Consider the following 20,140-nt stretch of genomic DNA (forward strand, 5'->3'; position numbering starts at 1 on the left):
GCCCCGTGGCGTAGCGTGACCAGGGGTGACGCGCCGTCGCGGGACTGTTGTACGTGGCGGGGTGGCCTGTGTACGTGCGGTGCTGGGGAAAAGCGGTGCGGGTGTGAGGGACGAGCGGGCGCGGGACGAGGTCGGGCAGCGGCCGGAGGATGAGCCGGGCACGGGCATTGTGGCCGCGTTCGGGCGGCAGTTGAAGCTGCTGAGGGTGCGGGCGGGGCTGGACCGCGCGGCGTTCGGGAAGCTGATGGGGTACGCGGCGGAGTCGATTGCGTCATTCGAGCAGAGACGGCGGATTCCTCAGCCGAAGTTCATCGACCAGGCGGATGAAGTGCTGGACGCCGGGGGTGTGTTGAAGGCGCTGAAGGAGGAAATCGCTCGGGCTCAGTATCCGGCGTTCTTTCGGGACGCGGCGCGCCTTGAGGCCAAGGCCACGGCCTTGAATGTGTACGCGGTGTACGCGGTGCCGGGGCTGTTGCAGACTGAGGAGTATGCGAGGGCGGTCTTCCGGATGCAGCGACCGTTGCTTGAAGACGAAGTGATCGAGCAACGTCTGGCAGCTCGCATGGTGCGACAGGAGATCTTCAACCGCCGTCCTGCCCCGCTGATGAGCTTCGTGATCGAGGAAGCCGTCCTGCGTCGGCCGATCGGAGGTCGGAAGACACTGCGGGGCACGCTGGAGCAGATCCTGCTGACGGGTCAGCTACGAAACGTGGAGGTGCAGGTCATGCCAACTGCACGCGAGGACAACGCGGCGTTGAACGGTCCCTTCACTTTGATCGATACGGACAATGGCCATCGCATCGCGTACGCCGAAGTACAGGGTGACAGCCGCCTCTACACCGAAGCGCCACGGGTTCGAGAACTCGAAGCCCGCTATGGCATTCTCCGATCTCAGGCGCTGACGCCGAGCGAGTCGTCGGCGTTCATCGAGCAGTTGATGGGAGAGGCATGAGCGTTGATCGGAACGAGGTGGCAGTGCCCGAACTTGCCTGGTTCAAGAGCAGCTACAGCACCGGCGATGGCGGTGAGTGCGTCGAAGTCGCCGCAACGCCCACCGCTGTCCTGATACGAGACTCGAAGCGATCGGCCGGGCCCGTAATGTCGGTCGGGCCCCAGGCATGGGCAGGTCTGGTGGCCTTGGCCTCCGGCCGCTAAGCGTGGGAACAGAGGGCCCGTCGCACGGCGGGGCCCTCTGCCACCTCAGGAACGGCTAAACGTCGTCCAGACCCTCCTCGTTGCGGATCATCCGCCACGCTGCGCGCCGCGCACTGCGGTCCAGGTTGGACTTGAAGCTGCGGTCGGCGCCGAAGTAGCGCTTGCCGAGGGTGTCGATGGTGGAGACGTGATCCATCATGTAGCCGTTGAACGCCTTGTCGAAGACGACGCCGAAGTTGTCCTCGTCGTTGACGACGGCGGCTGCACGGACCTTCGGGTCGTTCTTGGCGGCGTTGAAGGCAGGGAGGACGTCCTCCTCGGTGAACTCGGTGCCGAACTTGGCGTTGAACTTGTCGATGAGCTCGGAGAGAAGAGACTTCTCAGCTTCCTTGGCGCCGCCCACGCCGTCACCGAAGCCCTTGAGTTCGGCCGGCCCCTCGGGGCTGAGGGAGACGTCGTGCTCGCCGGTCTTCGCGACGCGAAGGTGGCTGAGGTCGACTTCGCCTATGTCGACGCCGCCGTCGGCGCGCCGGGGGAGACGGTTGAGGAGGTAGCGGCCGTAGAGGTGGAGCCGTTCCAGGTCGGGGTCGTGGTACGGCACGATCTGGGCGAGGAAGCCGTACTTGCGGACGTAGTCGTTGAGGTTCGCGCGGAAGTCCTCGGCGGTCTCGACGTCGTCGTCATCCTCGCTCTCCATCAGAGTGGTGAAGCGGATGACAGCGGGGGAGAGGAGCCGGTAGAGCTCGGCGTGGAGCTTCTCCCACTTGGCCTGTGAGCCGCCCGCCTTCTCCTTCGCCTCGAAGTAGGCGGTGGCGAACTCGTCCATGTCCTGCTCCGAGATGACCGGGGCGGACATGACGCGGCTCTGAGTGGTGTAGAGGAGGTTGGGGTCGGAGGGGAGGGTCTCGGCCTCTTCGAAGTACGGGCGGAACGCGTCCTTTATGTCCTCAGCGTCATTGACGAAGTCCAGGACGGCGAGGTCGGCCTGGGACTTGCGCTCGGCGGTGCGGTTGAGGCGCGAGAGGGTCTGGACGGCTGCGATACCGGTCAGCGTTTTGTTGACGTACATCGTGGTGAGGAGCGGCTGGTCGAAGCCGGTCTGGTACTTCTCGGCGACGACCAGGATCTTGTACTCCTGCTGGCCCTTGCCGCCCGCCTTGACGGCCTTGTCGTCGGCGCGGGTGTAGGCGAACGCCTTGGGCAGTGCGCTCTCCGAGAGGCCGTTGTTCTCCTTGACCTCGGTGGTTTCCTCGCCGTCGATGGTGAGGGAGCCGGAGATGGCGACGAGGATGCCCAGGTCGGGGTACTTGGTGTCGTAGTCGCGGTCCTTGATGTAGCTCTTGATGGCGCGGGCCATCTGTACGGCGGAGTGCCGCGAGGCCGTGACGACCATCGCCTTCGCGCGTCCGCCGAGCCGGCCGCGGCTGTGGGTCACGAAGTGCTCGACGATCACCATGGCGTGCTGGGAGACCGTGTGCTCGTGCGTGAGCGCGAACCGGGCGAGGAGGCTGTTCGCCCTGGAGGGGTCGACCTCCTTCTCCTCGGGGTTCTGGTTCACCAGCTTCCAGTAGGTGTCGTACGTGACGTAGTGGCGCAGCGGGTCGAGGATGAAGCCTTCCTCGATGGCCTGGCGCATGGAGTACGTGTGGAAGGGGCGGTAGACCGCCTTGCCGTTCTCGGTGTCCTCGGTGCCGAAGAGTTCGAGCGTCTTCGCCTTGGGGGTGGCCGTGAAGGCGAAGTAGGAGAGGTTGGCAGCATGGGAGCGCTCGACGGCCTTCGCTTTGAGCTTGTCGGTGACATTGACGGTGGTCGCGCCGGCGTCCTCCGAGTCGGAGTCCAGGCCGAGGTCGCGCAGTGCGGACTTCACGGCGGTGGCGGCGTCGCCGGACTGGGAGGAGTGGGCCTCGTCGACGATGATCGCGAAGCGGGTGCCTTTGATCTCGGTGGGGTTGCGCTTGATGTATTCGAGGAGAGCCGGGAACGAGTGCAGGGTGACCGTGACGATCTTTCCGGTATCGCGGGAGAGCGCGCGGGCGAGCTGTTCGCTTTTCGCGCCGTGCTTCTCGTCGATCTTCACGACCAGGCCGTCCGTCTGCGAGAAACTGCCGACCGTTTCGCGGAGTTGGGCGTCCAGGTTGCGGCGGTCCGTGATGACGATGACCTTGTCGAAGACGGGATCACCGGGGGTGATGCGCTTGCTGGCGAGGGCCTCGGTGTCGAGGGCGCGGGGGTCGGTGTCCGCGTGTAGATCGCTGAGGCGGTGGGCCAGCCAGCCGATGGTGTTCGACTTGCCGGAGCCGGCGGAGGCCATGACGAGGTAGTTCTGGCCTGCGCCGTGCGTGGCCGCGTGTGCGGTCAGCTTCTTGACCACGTCCCATTGGTGGAAGCGCGGGAAGATGCTGGTCTTGGTGGTTCCGCCGCCGGGTGTCTTGCGCTTCTGCTGGTGGGCGAATCGCTGGAGCAGGTCGAGCCAGTTGTCGCGCTGCCAGACCTGTTCCCAGAGGTACGAGGTGGCGTACGTGCCGTGGGCGGTGGGTTCCGGGTTACCGGCTCCGCCGGGGCGGCCGGGGCCGCTCGATCCCGTGTTGAAGGGGAGGAACTGGGTGCTCTTGCCACGCAGTTGGGTCGTCACGAAGACCAGGTCCGGGTCGACGGCGAAGTTCGCGATGACCCGACGCGTGAAGATCAGCTCGGTCGGGTCGCGGTCGGTTCGGTACTGCTCCTTGGCGTGCTCTACGCCCTGGCCCGTGAGTGGGTTCTTCAACTCGGCTGTGGCGACTGGGATGCCGTTGAGGAAGAGCGTCAGGTCGAGGCGGTGGCCCCAGTCGGCTTGTTTGGTCGCGTAGGGGAGTTCGCGGACGACGGTGAGGCGGTTGGCGCGGTAGCCGTCGAGGACAGAGTCGTCTGCGACGAGGTTCGGCTTGAAGTAGGCGACGCGGAGCAGGACTCCGCGGTCCTTTACGCCGTTGCGGAGGACGTGGAGGAGGCCCTCTTCGGCGATGGCTCGGTCGAGGCGTTGAGCGAAGCCGCGTTGGGCTTCGTTGGGGTCAACGTAGACCGTGCGGAGTTCGTGCCATTCGTCGGGCTGGGTTGCGCCGATGAAGGTGTAGAGCTCGTTGGTGTCCAGGCCGAGGTCGGGGCGGTAGTCGGCGGGGTTTGCCTCACGCCAGCCGCGTTCCAGGAGGGCGGCGATTATGGCGGAGCCGAAGGCGGACTCGTTGTGCGCTGGGCTCATGCCGGGACTCCGTCCGTTACGTTGCGGCCGCTGGCGGTGGAGACGTCGAATTGGCCGGTTACAGCGGCAGTGATGAGGGCTTGGCGTCGCTCGACGGCCAGGTTGCAAGCACTGGAAACCTTGGAATCCAGCGCACTAGCCATTTCCTGGTTTTTCTTAACTTGTGCAACGATCGCTTCCTGGACGTGAGGCTGAGGGATGGGGACAGGTGTGTTCGCCAAGAGGGGGACGCTGATGTTCGGTTGTGCGCTTCCCCAGCTAACGAGCTTGAAATACGCGCGGCTAACCCTAGAGTTGAGGAACTGGCAGAAGTATTCCGCTGAAGCGTCGCTTCTTAGAGTCGTGATGAGTTGAGTGAATGTCTGCGAACCATTCATCTCTTGCGGAACCACTGCGCTGACACCAGCGTTGCCCGTTCGTACAGTCAGGATGTCACCTGCGTGTACGACCTTCGACTTGTTTCGCTCGGCAAACCAGGATTCGATGTACAGGAGGTCGTCCAATTCAAGGCGATTCGGTCGAATGTTCATCGAGCGGATCAATGGAATGCCTGTTGATGCGTATGCGTGAGTTGCCGCTTCGGCGATTCCTACGTCGATTCGAGTGGACACATTCTTGAGTCTGCCGATTCGGAAGCTTGACGGAAACGGGATGCTCTCAGCGGGTGATGTCGCACCCTCAACAGCGACGCTGCCATGCAATAGCAGTGACTCGGCGATGCTCTGGTGTTTCTCGCGCAGCTTACTCTGGAGCCTTTTGTGCAATTCTACATACCGGTCGATCTTGGAAGTCTCGGTATCTAGGAAGTCGGCGATGCGGCGCTGCTCATCCCTCGGAGGAACGGGGAGGGGGAAGCGCTTGATATCTCGCTGGAAGAGATGAGGTACTCCCATTCCGTCCTTGACTGAACCGATATGCCCTTGGATGAAGCTGCTCTGGATGGCATAGCGGAGAAAACGTGAGTCCATGTCGAAAGCCCGGAGCACGGCGATCGAGCCATTTACCGTGGCGGGGCGCGGCAGGTTGTCAACGATATTGACGATGCCAAGGGTGTTGCCGTCCTTGGCTAGGAGTACGTCACCGACCTGCAGCTTCAGCTCGGGGGATTCGTTGTATCGGAACTCTGAGATGTAGTTGACGTTCGTAAAGTCGATCTCAGGACTCTTGATGTTGGGTGTGGCCAAAAAGGCGTAGCCTTCCGGCTGATACTCCGAAGCTGTCAGAGCCTTCCAACCGATTCGGGCGTTGATGGTGGCGACGCGATCCAGGCGAGTTTTGGCCCACCCATCAGGAAGTGCGTGAAGTGTGCCGGTCACTGTGTAACCTCCCCAAGAAGCGCCTGAATATCCGCCTCCAGCGCCTTCAGTTCGGCATCGATCTCCGCCAATGGCCGCGGCGGTTCGTACACATAGAAATGCCGCGTGAACGGGATCTCGTACCCCACCTTCGTCTTACTGCCGTCGATCCACGCATCCGGCACATGCGGGTGTACCTCCCGCTTCAGGTACTCCTCGACGTCCTCACCAAGCGGCACATTCTCGTAGTCCCGCAGCTCCGAATCCGGCTCCGGGGCACCCTTCACCAGCTGCACCTCACCCTCTGGATCCCGCACCCCGATGGCCTCCCGTACCGCCTTCGCGAAGGGCGCCCCCGTCGGCCAGAGCAGCCCAGCCGCCACCACCGCGTCCTTCAAACCCACCAGCGCGTCGGGCTTCGTCCCCCACGACGAGCCCAGCAGCGTACGCACCGCCGCCACGAACTCCTCGCTTGACTCCAGCTTCTGCACAGGCTTGGACGCGGCTAGCGCGGCCAGCGTCTCCTCCGTCACCTCGAACCGAAGCTTCAACGGCCGCTCGACAGTGATCCGCTGGTACCCGAAGTCCGTGTTGGCGAAGATCTTCACCTTCGCGTGCTGCGGGTGCTCAGGGTTCTCGGCGGCGGCGACGGCTTCGCCGTACAGGCGCGTGATCGTCGCGATGTGGTCCTTGCCGAGCTCCTTGCGCTTGTCGCCCAAGGACTTGCGCATCTTCTGCCACTGGTCGCGCGCGTCCAGCAGCACGACCTTACGCTTCAGCTCAGGGCTCTTCCGGTTCGTGAGGATCCAGAAGTACGTGGAGATACCGGTGTTGTAGAAGAGCTGGTCCGGCAAAGCAACGATGCCCTCCAGCCAGTCGTTCTCCAGGATCCAGCGCCGGATCTCCGACTCACCCGAACCTGCCGCACCCGTGAACAGAGGCGAGCCGTTGAAGACGATCGCCACCCGTGACCCGCCACCGCCGTTGACATCCACCGGCTTCATCTTCGAGAGCATGTGCTGCAAGAACAGCAGCGAGCCGTCATTGATACGCGGCAGCCCCGCCCCGAACCGACCCGCCTCTCCCAGCGACTTGTGCTCGTACTCGACCTCCTCCTTCACCTTCTTCCACTCCACGCCGAAGGGAGGGTTGGCGAGTAGGTAATCGAACTTCCGCCGCGCATGCCCGTCGTCCGAGAAGGAGTTGCCGAAAGCGATGTTCTCCGGGTCCTGCCCCTTGATCATCAGGTCCGACCGGCAGATCGCCCACGACTCGGGGTTCAGCTCCTGCCCGTACACCTCCACCACGGCATCCGGGTTCAGCGACAGGATGTGATCCTCGGCCGCCGACAACATTCCGCCCGTACCGCACGCGGGGTCCATGACCTTGCGGACCGTACCCGGGACCGTCAGCGCATCCCCGTCCGGCGCGATCAGCAGGTTCACCATCAGCTTGATGACCTCACGCGGCGTGAAGTGCTCACCGGCCGTCTCGTTCGACTGCTCCGCGAACCGCCGGATCAGCTCCTCGAAGATGTAGCCCATGTTGTGGTTGGGCACGACCTCGGGATGCAGGGCCAGGTCCGTGAACCTGCCGATGACCTTGTAGAGCAGACCGGCACTGTCCAGCCGCTTCACCTGCTGCGCGAACTCGAAGCGGTCCAGAACCCCCCGCGCGTTGTCCGAGAACGCCCCCACATACACCTGGAGATTCTTCGCCGCGTTCTGTGGGTCCGCCGCGATCTTCTTCAGGGTTAGGTTCGACTTGTTGTAGAAGGAGTGGCCTGAGGCGCGGCGCAGCCAGTCGTCTGGGTCGATCTCGCTGTCCTTGTACTGCTCGGCCACCGCCGTGACCTTCTCCCGCGTGGGCTCCAGGACGCACTCCAGGCGGCGCAGCACTGTGAACGGCAGGATCACCTTGCCGTAGTCCGACTGCTTGTAGTCACCGCGCAGAAGATCCGCGACGGACCACGCGTGGTTCGCCAGTTCCGTGTGCTTGCTGCTGTTCAAGAGGTTCCCCGAGTTCCTTCCGTACGTCCCGCCCGCCCCGAGCGGAAGCAGAGACAAGTCTGGTCGATGTTTGAAGATCCAAGGGCGGTTCAGGCCGAACGCGAGTCAGCCTTGCCCGACGTCGAGTAGGCGCCGCCTGCCGTGCGAGCGGGCTCACCCGGAACCAAGCCCCCACCCGTCAGCCCACCCCCCAACAGCCTCGCCGTTTCCTCAGCGAGGCGCGCCGCGCGACTCGCCTGAAGCCGAAGTTCCTGCACCCGCCGGAACGCCTCCCCATACCCCCGTTGCTCCTCCAGCGGCAGCAACGGAACCCGCAGTCGCCCCGGGCTGACATGCAGCACCGTGCTACCCGTCGAAGCACCCGCGATGTTGTCCTCGGCCCCCAGGAACCCGGCCAGGAACCATGGGTCCAGGCGAGCCGGATCCGGGCGGAAGAGGTGGACATGTGTGCCGAGCAGCGCGCCGACGTCGTCCTCGTTCGCCACGCGGGCCATGGGTCCCGAGCCGGCTGCCACCGCGCGTACGAGAACATCACCCGCGGCGATGACTGGGGCCAGGTCGCTCCGAACTTCCGTCGGATCGCCGGAAGGGGCCGTGCCCCGGGCGATGTCCGCCCCCGTCAGCACCGCCCGCGCCTCCGAGTCCACATCCGAGTCTCGATCACCGCGCGGCTCCCTCCCCTCCGGCGCCGTACGGAGCAAGGTCAGAGCCCCGCCCCTCGTCAGGTCCGAGGCCGTCGCCGTACGCCACTCACGCGATGAAGTCCCTGCCGCGCTCCAGTCGTTGTAATCAGCCGCATCGCCCAGCGACTTCGCTGCCAGTACGAGATCCAGCCGAGCCGCGTCCACAAGTGTGGCCAGCTCCGTCGGGTCGATGCTGGACTGCGATACACGCACCTGCCGGGCGGGACTGAGGTCGACGACATCGTCGAGCAGGTCGACCACAGGGACCGCACGTGCCGTCCCGGGATCGTCCGTGAATGTGTCCGGATCTGCCGTGAACGCCTCCATCGCGTTCAGCACGCGTCGCGTCAGCCCATCCCAGTCCAGAGCGACACGTCCTCCACCCCGCGTACGGGACTGAGCCGGTCCGCTTCGCCCTGTCGCCGGCGCCGTCGCTGTCTCCGTCGTATCGAGGAACAGAACCGACTTCCGCTCCGCCCCACCCGGTTCAGGCCGTTGCAGCACCCAGATCTGAAGCCCGATGTGCAGCGGCGCCGACGCACCCACAGGCAGCGCGACCACCGCACGCAGTGCCCCGCTCCGCACCAGCTCGGCGCGCACACGCCGCCCCGACGCGCGCGACGCGGTCGCGGGCGGGAGGACCAGCACCGCGTAACCGCCGGGAGCAAGGTGGGCAAGCGCGTGCTGGACCCAGGCCAGCTCCGACTCGGCCCGGGCCGGGACGCCGTACGCCCACCTCGGGTCGTAAGCCAATTCGTCGTGGCCCCAGTCGCGGTCACCGTACGGCGGGTTGCACAGCACAGCATCGACGGTCAGGCCGGAGAAGGCATCGGCCCGCAGGCTGTCGCCCGTGCGGATGCTGACCGCCGCGTCCGGCGCTGTCAGCATCAGGCTCACAGCGCTGCGCTGGGCCTGCACGGGCAGAGTGTCCTGGCCATACAGCTCACCCGCCCCGAGCCGGGCGGCAGCCGCCAGCAGGGTGCCGCTTCCGCAGGCCGGGTCGAAGACGGCTGCCGGGCCACCAGGGACGAGGCGCGCCATGATGTCGGCCAGAGGCGCCGGCGTCTGATAGGTGCCACTGGCCGCGCTGTCCTCAAGTTCGCGCTCCGCGAGCACGCCGAGCGCGGCCTGCCCGCCCTCGTCGCGTACACAGAGAAGCAGAGCACGCAGCGCGGGGACATCGGCAGCCGTGAAGTGCACGGCCTCCGCGCCCGGGACCGTGTCCGAGAGGTCCGCCGCTGCCCTGTCCGCACGGGCGATAAGGTCCGCGTCCGTCAGCTCCATCAGTTCCGTCAGCTCATCCGTCGTGCGGCGGGCTGCGGCCGGCACCAAAGGGAGCAGTGTCGCCACGCCGCCACCCTCGCTGCCCTGTGCGTGAAGGCGCAGGGTCGTGCGCAGTTCCTCTCTCGGGTTGGCCGCGGATGCCTGACCGCGTGAGGCGAGCCAAGCGCGAACCGTCTCCAAGTCGTACAGCGGGCTGCTCTCCGTGCCGCCGGACGGGGCCGGGAAGTCGACGTGCCGACGGCGCCAGTTGCTGACGGTGGCGCGCGTGACCCCCGCGATGCGGGAGATCTCGGCGGCTGTCACCTGGGCGGATGGCTGGCGCATGGCGGGTCCTTGGCCTCTCGGTAGTGAACAGTAAACACCCTACAACGGTCGTCAAATCTGTCAATGTGTTTGACGATGCTTTCATGGACATGCTTCTCTGGAGTTGCTTCCGATTGGGGCTTCGGCCGCAATCGGTGCGCCGCTGCCTCATGCCGCGATCGCTCCGGTGCTCGCGCCCGGAGGCGCCGGCACTCACAACAACCAGGCGGACGCCTCAAGAAACAGGAAGGCAATCACCACCGTGACGCTCATACAGAACATCGCCCAGCCCACAGCCGGCGCCGTCCGCACCCGCCGTAGCACCCTCTACCTCCTGCAGGACACGGGGACCACGTCCGCCGATCTCCGGGCCGCCCTCAATCTCAGATACGAGCGCGACCACGGTTTCGTGGTGGAGGAGGTCGCGACCGGAGGTGCGCCCGGTCTCCTTTGCCACGGCGTCATCGGCCGTCACCGCCCGCCCGACTGGACCGCCGCCGTTGACGCCCTGACCGGGCGTAAGCCCCAGGTGGAGAACCGCACGTCGGCCTGCGCTCTCCTCCTCCCCGTTGACGGAGAGGTCTTCGCGCTCACCTTCGGCATGGGGCAGCTGCTCCTCGAACAGGCCCGCATCTCCCCGGGATTCGGATTCAACTTCGTCCTACGAGCCGCGCAGCCCGACGCCATCCGCCAGGTCACTCACAGCCTCATGGACGCCCGGGGGCGCACCGACCGGAGCTCGGCCGCGCAGGGACAGCACATCCGTGCCTTCCCCATCGAGGAGTACGGCGAGGTGGTCAGTCGCCTGGTCGGGATCATCGGGGAGACCGAGCTGACCATCAGCCGAGCGAGTCGGCGGACGGTCCAGATCGCCGGTAACGACTCGTTGAAGATCCATCTGGGATCAGAGCCCGAAGACCTCCTCCAGGACCTCCGGGGGATCCAGGGCATCCTCTCGCGGAAGTCTCCGGCGCCGGACTTCGAGGCCATCGCCCGGGTGCGTCCGCTCAAGACCGGTGACCCGCGACGCGCGACGTTGGAGGAGAAGCTGGACGACCTCCTCGGCGCGGGGCCGGATGCCGGGAGCCTCGCACTCGCGGTGCCAGCGGCCTGTCTGGATCAGGAGGACGGCGCCTCGTCGTACCGAGTGAAGGTCGGCGGTCACCGAGAGTTGTTCCCCTCGCTCGAACTCAGCGACGTGCTCGATCTGTTGGAGGACGTGCCGTCCGGGAAGCGACTCCCTGCGCTGACGGACGGGTACATACAGATGCACAACGACGACCAGGGAAGATCCCCGATCAGCAGCCAGGTGAAGGCCCACAAGTGGCTCGCGGCCGAGATTCCCCTCGGCTCCAGTCGATACTTCCACCACGAGGGCCGATGGTTCGAGATCGGCGACCAGTACCTGGACGGCGTACGGAGCGAGGTCGAGTCCCTCCTGGCGGCACCGGCGGGAATCACGCTCTTCAACTGGACCTCCGAATTCAAGGAGGAGAAGCACTACAACGAGGAGGCGCGCAAGCACGGTTACGCCTGCCTGGACCGCAAGCTCATCCGAACCGCGCAGCATCCCTACGGGATCGAGGCCGCGGATCTCGTGGCTGCGGACGGCACTCTTGTCCATGTGAAGCGCGCCGAGTCCTCGGCACCGCTCAGCCACCTCTTCGCCCAGGGGCGGGTGTCGGCCGACGCCCTGCGGTTCGACAGCGAGGCGAGAGCCGAGTTCGTCCGACGCGTGCGCGAGGAGAACCCCGTTCACTCCATCGGCGACGACTTCGTTCCGACCAAGGTCGTGTACGCGATCTCCCTGAAGAGCGGGAAGCCGCTGACGACGCAGAACCTCTTCACGTTCGCGCAGATGTCCCTCTTGCAGGCCGCTCGGGCACTGCGCGCTCACGGAATCGAGGTGGCTGTGGTCGACATCCCGACTGTCGAGGATCAGCCGGTGTGCTGACGGGCGAGGGGCCGCGTCGAACGGTGCCGTCCAGGCGAGATCGTCACGCGTAGGGATGACACGTCTCTCACCTGTCGTGGGTTGTGGTTCCCCGGTGCCTACGGTCTTCCGGGGAACCACCGTTGATGGTCACCGCCCCGCGCAGACGACGAGGTGCACATGAGCCTGTCCTTCCACCGCAACCCCGATGGCACGACCACCGGCCGCAACACCGATACCGGCTTCACGGTGACGGACACCGACGAGGAAGAGGTCAAGCGGCGCCTGTACGAAGACGCTGGTTGGGACTACACGCCTCCGCCACCCTCCGTGCCGCCGGGGTACCACCGATTCGCGCTGGTGGACGACTGGTTCGGTCACGGAGGCTTTGACGATGAGCGGTACGCGAGCCTGCGTCAGAACCCGCCGAACGGCTGTACTCCCGTCGACTGGGGCTCCTTTGCCCTGCAGTGCGAGCGTCCAGGAAGGACGCTCCTGGAGGCCGTGGCCGATACCGTCGCCGAGATCCGCCGGCAGCACGGACTGGTGATGAACAGCCTCGGCATCGAGAAGCCCGACGAGTGGTTCGGCGACGGAAAGGACGGATACGGAGCGAAGATCGTGGCCCACCTGCTCCTGATGGCCGTTCATCGTGCCGCACTGCTCGGCTACGGCCGCGAGGACCTGATTCGTCTACTCGACGCGACCGGCGTCGAGTAGACCGGCCATGCATGGGGATGCGTCAGTTCAGCAGTCCCGGAACTCCGGCGACTGGTTCAACACCTGCGACCGCACAGAAGTGAACCGCCCATACGTCTCCCCACCCCGCGCCTCCGGCCGGAACGCCGCCACCCGGTGGCAGTTCTGGAAGGCGAGGGTCACGCCGAAGTGCTGCTCCAGGCTGCCCCGGATGGCGTCGCTGGCCAGGGCGCGCAGGAGCTGGCCGCGTTCCTGCTCCGACGGGGGAGGGGTCTGGTTGTCGGTGAACTCGGCAGTGCCCCCGCGCAGTTCGGTCGCGAGGGAGGCGATGAGGTCGTAGGCGTACGGCAGCGAGGTGCGGACCGTGTCCACGAAGTCCTCCTCGCGGATGTCACCGTGTTCGGCCTCGGCGAGGAGCTTCGGGGAGACGTCGAGAGACATGCGGGGCTTCCTGTCCAGGGATCGGGGGGGCGTAGGGGAGAGGGGGGAGGTCAGGCCAGTGCCGCGGGGCCCGGTACGAAGTCCGGGTCGACCTGGGCGGCCAGGTCGCCGCCCGTGCGGTCGTCCGCCCAGGCGTGGGCGTTGCGCAGATGGAACTCGACGGCGTGGGCGTGCATGGTGGCCCAGTCCTTCGGCAGTCCGTCGACCGTCTCGCGCAGGATGTTCAGGGCGTGGACGTTCTCGGATTCCAACTCGCCCTGTCCCCGGCCCTGTTCGGCCGCGCGGATCCAGGAGGAGTGGTGCAGGTGGGTGAGGAGGTCGTCGCCCACCTCCTCCTTGAGGAAGAGCAGGTCGTCCTCGCCCGTCACCTTATTGCCGATGACGGCGATGCGGATGCCGAACTCGCGGGCGTGGTCCCGGTACTGGCGGTAGACCGAGACGCCCTTCCGGGTCGGCTCGGCCACCAGGAAGGTCATGTCGAAGCGGGTGAACAGGCCCGACGCGAAGGCGTCCGCGCCTGCCGTCATGTCGACCACGACGTACTCGCCGGGGCCGTCGACCAGGTGGCTCAGGTAGAGCTCCACGCCGCCGAGCTTGGAGTGGTAGCAGGCCACTCCGAGGTCGCTCTCGTCGAACTCGCCGGTCACCATCAGGGGCACCTCGCCCACGCGCCGGACGTGTCGCGTGTGCAGTTCGTCGTCGCCGAGGAGGGTCAGGAGACGGGAGCCGCGGCCGGGCGGGGTGGTCTTCATCATGGCGTCGGCGGAGGGGATGCGCGGGTTGGTGCCGCGCAGGAACTCCTTGATGTCCCGCACATGGGCGCCGAGGGGCGGGGCGTCCAGTGGCTCCCCGTCATGGCCGAGCGCCTCGGCGAGGTGCTGGTTGATGTCGCCGTCGATGGCCAGCACGGGGGCGCCGGAGCGGGCCAGGTGGCGGGAGAAGAGCGCCGACAGCGTCGTCTTGCCGCTGCCGCCCTTGCCGACGAAGGCGATACGCATCAGCGAACCGCCTTCGGGACCAGGGTACCCTTGTTGAAAATGGATGTCATGTGGCCAGGTTGACCGCGGCTCATGATCGCTGTCAAATCGCTTGGGCCGTAAGGGGGTTGTGAGGATCAAGGGGGCTGTGGTGATCACCCCTTTTGCTTAATGCATATGATGTGCAAGTGCGCGACTACAGCATCAGGGCGGCGAGCCCGGACGACCTCGACGGTGCGCGAGCCCTGATGCTCGACACCGTCTACCACGACTTCGGCACCGGCTATGTGCCCCGCTGGCATGCGGACATCATCGACCCGGCCGCCGCCTACCTCGCCCCGCCCCGCCACACCCTCCTCGTCGCGCTCGACCCGCGCGACAACGCTGTCGTGGCCACCGCCGCCCTGGACTCCCGCGGCCCGGCCCACCCGCCGAACCCGCGCGACCTCGCCGAGCGCTATCCCTCCGGCGAGACCGCGCAGCTGCGCCGCGTCTATGTCCGCGCCGAGCACCGCAGGCGCGGTCTGGCCCGGCGGCTCGTCGCGGACCTGCTCGCCTTCGCGGCCGCGGACGGCGGCTACCGCGCCGTATATCTGCACACCGACCCGAAGGTGCCGGGCGCCGAGGGCTTCTGGCGCTCGCTCGGCAAGGTCGTGCACGACGAACGTGAGGACACGGGCGGCGGCAACGGCGTCGTCCACTTCGAGATACCGATGGAGCGATAGACCACCGTGCGACGCCGAACCCGCCCGTTCCTCGCCGCCCTCGCGCTGGCCCCCCTCCTCGCCGGCTGCTTCGCCTCCGGTGGCGGCACCGACTCCGCCGAGGGCGCCGACGCCGGATCCCGCCTCCGGGTCGCCCTCGCCTTCCCGCCCGCCGAGAACCTCTCGCCGTACGGCGCCGACTCCACCATCCTCAGCCGCCTCGGTGTCACCGAGGGCCTGACCGCACTGGACGCCAACGGCGCCGCCGCACCCGCCCTCGCCTCCTCGTGGCGCCAGGAGAACGACCGCACCTGGCTGTTCACCCTGCGCGAGGCCACCTTCCAGGACGGCTCCACCGTCACCCCGGCCGCGGTCGCCGCCGCCCTCACCCACGCCACACAGGCCAAGCCCGTCCCGGCCGCCCTCGTCGGTGTCACCCTCACGGCGAAGGCCGACGGCGGCACCGGCGTACGGATCACCACCGGGTCCCCCGACCCCATCCTGCCGCTGCGTCTGTCGAGCCCCTCCCTCGCCGTGCTCGCCGACAAGGCGTACAGCAAGCAGGGCGAGGTGGACCCGGTCGGCACCGCCACCGGGCCCTTCGAGCTGACCAAGGTGATGGGCACGACCGCCGCCACCCTCGACCGCTACGACGACTACTGGGGCGGGCGCGCCCAGGCCCCCGGCATCGACGTCAAGTTCGTCGCCGACGGCACCGCCCGCGCCAGCGCCCTGCGCACCGACCAGGTCGACCTCGCCGAGGCCGTCCCCGTCTCCCAGGCCGCCACCCTCGACAAGGCCACCCGCAAGGCGACCGCCACGACCCGCACCACGAGCCTGCTCCTCAACACCCGGAAGGGCCCCTTCAAGGACGCCGCGCTGCGGGCCACCGCCCGGCAGTCCGTCGACACCTCCGCGCTCGCCAAGGGCGTCTACGAGGGATACGCCGACGCCGGCACAGGTATCTACGGGCCCGCCGTCACCTGGGCCGCAGGCAAGCGGACCGAGCCGGTCGGGCGCGCGAAGGCGGCCAAGGCCGACGGGGCACGGTTCACGCTCGCCACGTACGACAACCGGCCCGAACTCCCCGAGGTCGCCCAGGTGCTGAAACAGCAGCTGGAGAAGGCCGGGTTCGACGTCACGCTGGAGGTGCGCGAGTACTCGCGGCTGGAGAGCGACGCGCTGGCCGGCAAGTTCGACGCGTTCGTCCTCGCCCGCAACACCCTCGTCGACACCGGCGACCCCGTCTCCGTCCTCGCGAGCGACTACACCTGCGACGGCGGCTACAACATCGCCCGGCTCTGCGACAAGGACGTCGACCGGGCCGTCGCCAAGGCCGAGGGCACCGCCGACACCGCCGAGCGGCAGGACACGGCGATGGCAGCCGAGGCCCGCATCCTCGGCACGGACGCCGTCGTACCGCTGGTCCACCAGCGCATCATCACCGGCGTCGGCACCCACATCCGGGGCGCGCTCCTCGACCCGTACGAGCGCACCCTCGTCGGTGTCGGCACGCGGCGCTGACCCGTGCGGCGGCAGGCAGTCACGCTGCTGTGGCGTGCGGGGATCGCGGCCGCCCTGGTGTGTGCCATCGGCGTGCTGCCCTGGCTCTCGCACACCGACCCGGCGCTCACCGTCCTCAAGGCCCGCTCGGCGGACCGCGACCCGACCCCCGAGGTGCTGGCGGACATCCGCGCCCAACTCGGCCTGGACCGCGGCCCGTTCCACCTCCTCGGCGACTGGCTGGGCGGCCTGTGGCGCGGGGACGCCGGACGGTCCTGGATATCCGGCAGCGAGGTCACGCCCGCCGTGCTCCAGGCGCTCGGCGTGTCCCTGCTGCTGATGGCGGTGGCCCTGGCGGTAGCCGCCCTCACCGCCGCGCTGATCTGCGCCCGCACCCTGTGGCTCGGCGCGCGGCGGCGACTCGACGGACGGCGCGCGGGAGGCACCGGCTCCGCCGTACTCGCCGCACTGCCCGAATTCCTCACCGCGTCCGTGCTCGCCACCGTCGTAGGTGTGCAGTTGGGCTGGCTTCCGGCCCTCGGCTGGTACGGCTTCCAGTGGACGATCCTGCCCGCCCTCGCCCTCGGCCTGCCCGCCGGCGCCGTCCTGGGCCGCCTCCTGGACGACCTGCTCCCCGGCGCCTTCGCCGAGCCCTGGGCGCTCGCCGCCACCGCGCGCGGACTGCCCGGCCGCACGGTCGCCCGCCAGGCCCTGCGCCGCAGCCTGCCCGGCCTGCTCCCCAACACCGGCCTGTTCGTCGTAGGACTGACCGGCGCAGCGGTCACCGTCGAGCAGATCTACGACATACCCGGCCTCGGCCGCACCACCCTCCAGGCCGCCCTCGCCCAGGACCTGCCTGTCCTCCAGGCCGGCACCCTCGCCCTCGTCCTGCTCGCCGCAGCCGCCGCCGCACTGGCCCACCTCCTCACCCGCCTGCTGATCGGCCCGGCCCTGCGGGACGGCGCACTGCCGACACTGCACCGCCGTCCGGCCCCCGCACACAGGCTCCTGCCCCTCGCCTACGGCAGCCTGCTGACCACCGTCATCGCCTTCGGCCTCCCCCGCGACCCGCTGGCCCTCGACACCGCCGAGCGACTCGCCGCCCCCTCCCTGCAGCATCCCTTCGGCACCGACGCCCTCGGCAGGGACATGCTCGCCCGCGTGGCGCACGGCGCCCTGGACACCCTGCTCCTCGCCCTCGCCATCACCGCCGCCACCCTGCTCACCGGCGTCGCGCTCGGCCTGCTGCCCCGCCTGTCCGGCCCGCTCGTGGACACGGTCACCGCGCTGCCGCCGGTCCTCGTCGCCCTGCTCGTCACCGCGGTCGTCGGCAGCGGAACCACCACACCCGCGCTCGCCGTGGCCACCGTCGCCTGGACACCGCTGGCCGCCCACACCTCCGCGCTGCTACGCCAGGAACGCGCCGCCCTCCACCTGACCGCGACCCGAGCCCTGGGCGCCGGCCCCTGGTACCTCCTGCGCCACGAACTGCTGCCCGCGGTACTGCCACCCGTCACCCGCCACGCCCTGCTCCGCCTCCCCGGCATCGCCCTGGCCCTCGCCTCCCTGGCCTTCCTCGGCCTGGGCGCCCAGCCACCCTCCCCGGAGTGGGGCCTGCTCCTGGCCGAGAACCAGCCCTACGCCGAACGCGCCCCCTGGGCAGTCCTCGCCCCGGCCGCCGTACTCGCCCTCCTGGGAGCACTGGCGGTGACGGCGGCAGGCGGAGCGGGCCGTGGGAGGCGTCGCCGAACCGGCGCCGAGCCCATACCCGAACAGCCCCCACACACAAGCAAGCTGGTGGCATCGCGATGACCGCACCGTCACTCGGCTTCCGCAAGGCGCCCGCCGACCGCCCCCGCCTCTCCCCCCTGCTCCGCCTCCTCATCCTCACCCAACTCGCCTTCAACATCGGCTTCTTCGCCGTGCTGCCCTTCCTCGCCGAGCACCTGGGACAGGCCGTGGGAATGGCGGGCTGGCTGGTCGGCTTCGTACTGGGGCTGCGCACCTTCAGCCAGCAGGGCCTGTTCGTCGTGGGCGGCGCGCTGTCCGACCGGTACGGCATACGACCGGTCGTGCTCACAGGCTGCGTACTGCGGATCGCCGGCTTCGCATGGCTGGGATATGCGAAAGCGACCTGGGCGGTGATCGGGGCGGTGCTGCTGATCGGCTTCGCCGCCGCACTGTTCTCGCCCGCAGTGGAGTCCGAGGTGGCCAGACAGGCGGTCCTCTGGGAGGAGTCGGGCGCCGGCTCCCGCACCCGCGTCCTCGCGCTGCTGACGGTGGCAGGGCAGGCGGGCGCATTCGTCGGACCGCTCCTCGGCGCACTCCTGCTCTCGATGGACTTCCGCACGGTCTGCCTGGCCGGCGCCGCCATCTTCGTACTCGTCCTCGCCGGGCACGCATGGCTGCTGCCCCAACACATACCCGGCCGAGGAGGCGTCCGATTCCGCGGCGGCATGGGCAAGCTGCTGCGCAACCGCCGCTTCCTCGCCCTCTGCAGTGCCTACGGCGCCTATCTGCTCGCCTACAACCAGCTCTACCTCGCCCTCCCCGACGAGGTGGAGCGAGCCACCGGCTCCCAGACCGCACTGGCCTGGCTGTTCGCCCTGTCCTCACTCCTGGTGACAGTCGCCCAGTTGCCCGTCACCCGCTGGGTAGGGGAGCGACTCACCCTGCGCCGGTCCATGGTCGCCGGACTCAGCCTGATCGCGGCGGGTTTCGCAGCCGTGGCCGCGGCCCGCCCCGCCGACTGGACCGGCACGGCAGCCCTGTTGCCCGCGGCCGCCTTCGTGGTCCTGCTCACCCTGGGCCAGATGCTCGTGGCACCGGTCGCCCGAGCCTGGGTCCCCGACCTGGCCGAGGAGGGCCGACTCGGCCTCTACACCGGGGCCCTGTCCTCGGTCTCCGGCCTGATAGTCCTGATCGGCACCTCAGCAACCGGCACCCTCCTGGACACGGACCTCCCCGCCGCCGTCCCCTGGCTGGTGCTGGCGGCCGTACCACTGGCGGCGATCGGGGTTCTGCCGCGCAGATAAGGGCGGCGCAGCAGTCGCGCACGGCCCCGACCCACAACGCACCCTCAGGCGCTACGCACGCCCCCACCGAACACGAGCAGACCGCCGCAGGCATCCCCCGCAACCACCACCCCCGCTCAGGAAGCAACCAGCTCCCGAACCTCCACCACCGAAGCCTCCGGCATCCGCGACGTCCGGTACAGCCACATGACGTCCCGGCCGAACGACCAGACCAGCGCGGCCAGAGCCGTCGCCGTGACCACGAACGTCGCAGCGTGCGGAAGGTACCCGGAGGCGGCCAGCAGCAGGAACACGCCCTGCATGGCGGCGACCGTCTTACGGGCCGTGCTGGGCGGAAGCGGGGCGTTCAGCCAGGGCCAGACACGGGCGGCGGCGACGAAGGCGTAACGCATGGTGCCGATGAGAAGCACCCAGGGCCCCAGCGACATGGAGACATAAAGGCTGAGCACCAGGATCAGGAACGCGTCGACCTCCATGTCGAAGCGCGCGCCCAGGGCCGTCGACGTGCCCGTACGACGGGCCACCTTGCCGTCCACGCCGTCGAGTATCAGCGCGACCGCCGTCAGTCCGACGAACAGCGTGACGGGCGGCGAGCTCTGGAAGAAGGAGTCCGCCACCAGCGCCGTCACGCCGCCCACCAGCGTCGCCCGCCCGAGCGTGACCCGGTTCGCCGGCCCGAAGGAGCGCAGCCGCGAACGGTGCAGGGCCAGCGAGAGCAGCGCCCACGTGGCGATCGCGAAGACGAGGCCGGTGAGCCAGCCCGCCGGCCCCAGGCCGATCGCCGATCCGAGCAGGGCCAGCAACAGGATCTGCACGCCCGCTCCCACAGCGGTCTCCTGCTGGACCAGCCTTGCGTCGTAAGTGTTGTTCAGGGCCACCGCACA

General features: G+C 68.1%; 15 protein-coding genes. 8 read left to right on the plus strand and 7 right to left on the minus strand.

The features are described from left to right. Positions 1 to 79: 79 nt before the first annotated feature. Together ACFWYS_RS08150 and ACFWYS_RS08155 are read left to right on the plus strand one after the other, a co-directional pair. Positions 80 to 952, plus strand: a complete 873-nt coding sequence (locus ACFWYS_RS08150; RefSeq protein WP_384765106.1) for a helix-turn-helix domain-containing protein — start codon at positions 80 to 82, stop codon at positions 950 to 952. Further along, a complete protein-coding gene (locus ACFWYS_RS08155; RefSeq protein ID WP_384764871.1) occupies positions 949 to 1,155 on the plus strand; it encodes a DUF397 domain-containing protein in 207 nt (68 codons plus the stop codon). The genes ACFWYS_RS08150 and ACFWYS_RS08155 overlap by 4 nt, the downstream gene beginning before the upstream one ends. A 55-nt stretch (positions 1,156 to 1,210) precedes the next feature. On the opposite strand, the gene ACFWYS_RS08160 is transcribed toward ACFWYS_RS08155, so the two are convergent. The 4 genes from ACFWYS_RS08160 to ACFWYS_RS08175 form a co-directional block, all read right to left on the minus strand. Beyond that, on the minus strand, positions 1,211 to 4,390 hold the full coding sequence (locus ACFWYS_RS08160; RefSeq protein ID WP_384764873.1) for a type I restriction endonuclease subunit R: 3,180 nt from the start codon (positions 4,388 to 4,390) through the stop codon (positions 1,211 to 1,213). Beyond that, entirely contained in the window at positions 4,387 to 5,706 is a 1,320-nt protein-coding gene (locus ACFWYS_RS08165; protein ID WP_384764874.1) for a restriction endonuclease subunit S, read from the minus strand. Before ACFWYS_RS08165 ends, ACFWYS_RS08160 begins: the two co-directional genes overlap by 4 nt. Beyond that, positions 5,703 to 7,694 carry an N-6 DNA methylase gene (locus ACFWYS_RS08170; protein WP_384764876.1) on the minus strand — a complete coding sequence of 664 codons (1,992 nt, stop codon included), beginning with the start codon at positions 7,692 to 7,694 and terminating at the stop codon, positions 5,703 to 5,705. The genes ACFWYS_RS08165 and ACFWYS_RS08170 overlap by 4 nt, the downstream gene beginning before the upstream one ends. An 89-nt stretch (positions 7,695 to 7,783) precedes the next feature. After that, entirely contained in the window at positions 7,784 to 9,985 is a 2,202-nt protein-coding gene (locus ACFWYS_RS08175) for an N-6 DNA methylase (RefSeq protein WP_384764877.1), read from the minus strand. A gap of 241 nt (positions 9,986 to 10,226) precedes the next feature. On the opposite strand from ACFWYS_RS08175, the gene ACFWYS_RS08180 reads away from it, so the two are divergent. Both ACFWYS_RS08180 and ACFWYS_RS08185 read left to right on the plus strand, forming a co-directional pair. Further along, a complete protein-coding gene (locus ACFWYS_RS08180; protein ID WP_384764879.1) occupies positions 10,227 to 11,918 on the plus strand; it encodes a DUF6119 family protein in 1,692 nt (563 codons plus the stop codon). 159 nt (positions 11,919 to 12,077) lie between these two features. Further along, complete coding sequence (locus ACFWYS_RS08185; RefSeq protein ID WP_384764880.1) at positions 12,078 to 12,617, plus strand: hypothetical protein; 540 nt, start codon at positions 12,078 to 12,080, stop codon at positions 12,615 to 12,617. A gap of 27 nt (positions 12,618 to 12,644) precedes the next feature. On the opposite strand, the gene ACFWYS_RS08190 is transcribed toward ACFWYS_RS08185, so the two are convergent. Both ACFWYS_RS08190 and ACFWYS_RS08195 read right to left on the minus strand, forming a co-directional pair. Further along, complete coding sequence (locus ACFWYS_RS08190) at positions 12,645 to 13,037, minus strand: SCO5389 family protein (RefSeq protein ID WP_384764882.1); 393 nt, start codon at positions 13,035 to 13,037, stop codon at positions 12,645 to 12,647. A 50-nt stretch (positions 13,038 to 13,087) separates the two neighbouring features. Beyond that, positions 13,088 to 14,035: an ATP-binding protein gene (locus tag ACFWYS_RS08195; protein WP_384764884.1), complete on the minus strand. Its 948-nt coding sequence runs from the start codon at positions 14,033 to 14,035 to the stop codon at positions 13,088 to 13,090. A gap of 167 nt (positions 14,036 to 14,202) precedes the next feature. Here ACFWYS_RS08195 and ACFWYS_RS08200 point away from each other — a divergent pair, with 167 nt between their 5' ends. Genes ACFWYS_RS08200 through ACFWYS_RS08215 form a run of 4 tightly spaced genes read left to right on the plus strand, consistent with a single transcriptional unit; the run spans position 14,203 to position 19,256 of the window. Next, positions 14,203 to 14,739: a GNAT family N-acetyltransferase gene (locus ACFWYS_RS08200; protein ID WP_384764886.1), complete on the plus strand. Its 537-nt coding sequence runs from the start codon at positions 14,203 to 14,205 to the stop codon at positions 14,737 to 14,739. Between the two features lie 6 nt (positions 14,740 to 14,745). Next, positions 14,746 to 16,242, plus strand: coding sequence for an ABC transporter substrate-binding protein (locus tag ACFWYS_RS08205; protein WP_384764888.1), 1,497 nt, complete (start codon positions 14,746 to 14,748; stop codon positions 16,240 to 16,242). A gap of 3 nt (positions 16,243 to 16,245) precedes the next feature. After that, positions 16,246 to 18,033 carry an ABC transporter permease subunit gene (locus tag ACFWYS_RS08210; RefSeq protein WP_384764890.1) on the plus strand — a complete coding sequence of 596 codons (1,788 nt, stop codon included), beginning with the start codon at positions 16,246 to 16,248 and terminating at the stop codon, positions 18,031 to 18,033. Beyond that, entirely contained in the window at positions 18,030 to 19,256 is a 1,227-nt protein-coding gene (locus tag ACFWYS_RS08215; RefSeq protein WP_384764891.1) for an MDR family MFS transporter, read from the plus strand. Before ACFWYS_RS08210 ends, ACFWYS_RS08215 begins: the two co-directional genes overlap by 4 nt. Before the next feature lie 116 nt (positions 19,257 to 19,372). Here the strand turns inward: ACFWYS_RS08215 and ACFWYS_RS08220 are convergent, their stop codons facing one another. Further along, positions 19,373 to 20,134, minus strand: a complete 762-nt coding sequence (locus ACFWYS_RS08220; RefSeq protein WP_384764893.1) for a CDP-alcohol phosphatidyltransferase family protein — start codon at positions 20,132 to 20,134, stop codon at positions 19,373 to 19,375. Positions 20,135 to 20,140 lie beyond the last annotated feature (6 nt).

Origin of the sequence: Streptomyces sp. NPDC059010 (assembly GCF_042740355.1) — a bacterium.
GTDB lineage: Bacteria > Actinomycetota > Actinomycetes > Streptomycetales > Streptomycetaceae > Streptomyces.

Coding starts and splice junctions, on each gene's coding strand:
- ACFWYS_RS08155 (WP_384764871.1), top strand. CDS start 949: ATGAGCGTTGATCGGAACGAGGTGGCAGTGCCCGAACTTGCCTGGTTC.
- ACFWYS_RS08160 (WP_384764873.1), bottom strand. CDS start 4,390: ATGAGCCCAGCGCACAACGAGTCCGCCTTCGGCTCCGCCATAATCGCC.
- ACFWYS_RS08175 (WP_384764877.1), bottom strand. CDS start 9,985: ATGCGCCAGCCATCCGCCCAGGTGACAGCCGCCGAGATCTCCCGCATC.
- ACFWYS_RS08185 (WP_384764880.1), top strand. CDS start 12,078: ATGAGCCTGTCCTTCCACCGCAACCCCGATGGCACGACCACCGGCCGC.
- ACFWYS_RS08190 (WP_384764882.1), bottom strand. CDS start 13,037: ATGTCTCTCGACGTCTCCCCGAAGCTCCTCGCCGAGGCCGAACACGGT.
- ACFWYS_RS08195 (WP_384764884.1), bottom strand. CDS start 14,035: ATGCGTATCGCCTTCGTCGGCAAGGGCGGCAGCGGCAAGACGACGCTG.
- ACFWYS_RS08215 (WP_384764891.1), top strand. CDS start 18,030: ATGACCGCACCGTCACTCGGCTTCCGCAAGGCGCCCGCCGACCGCCCC.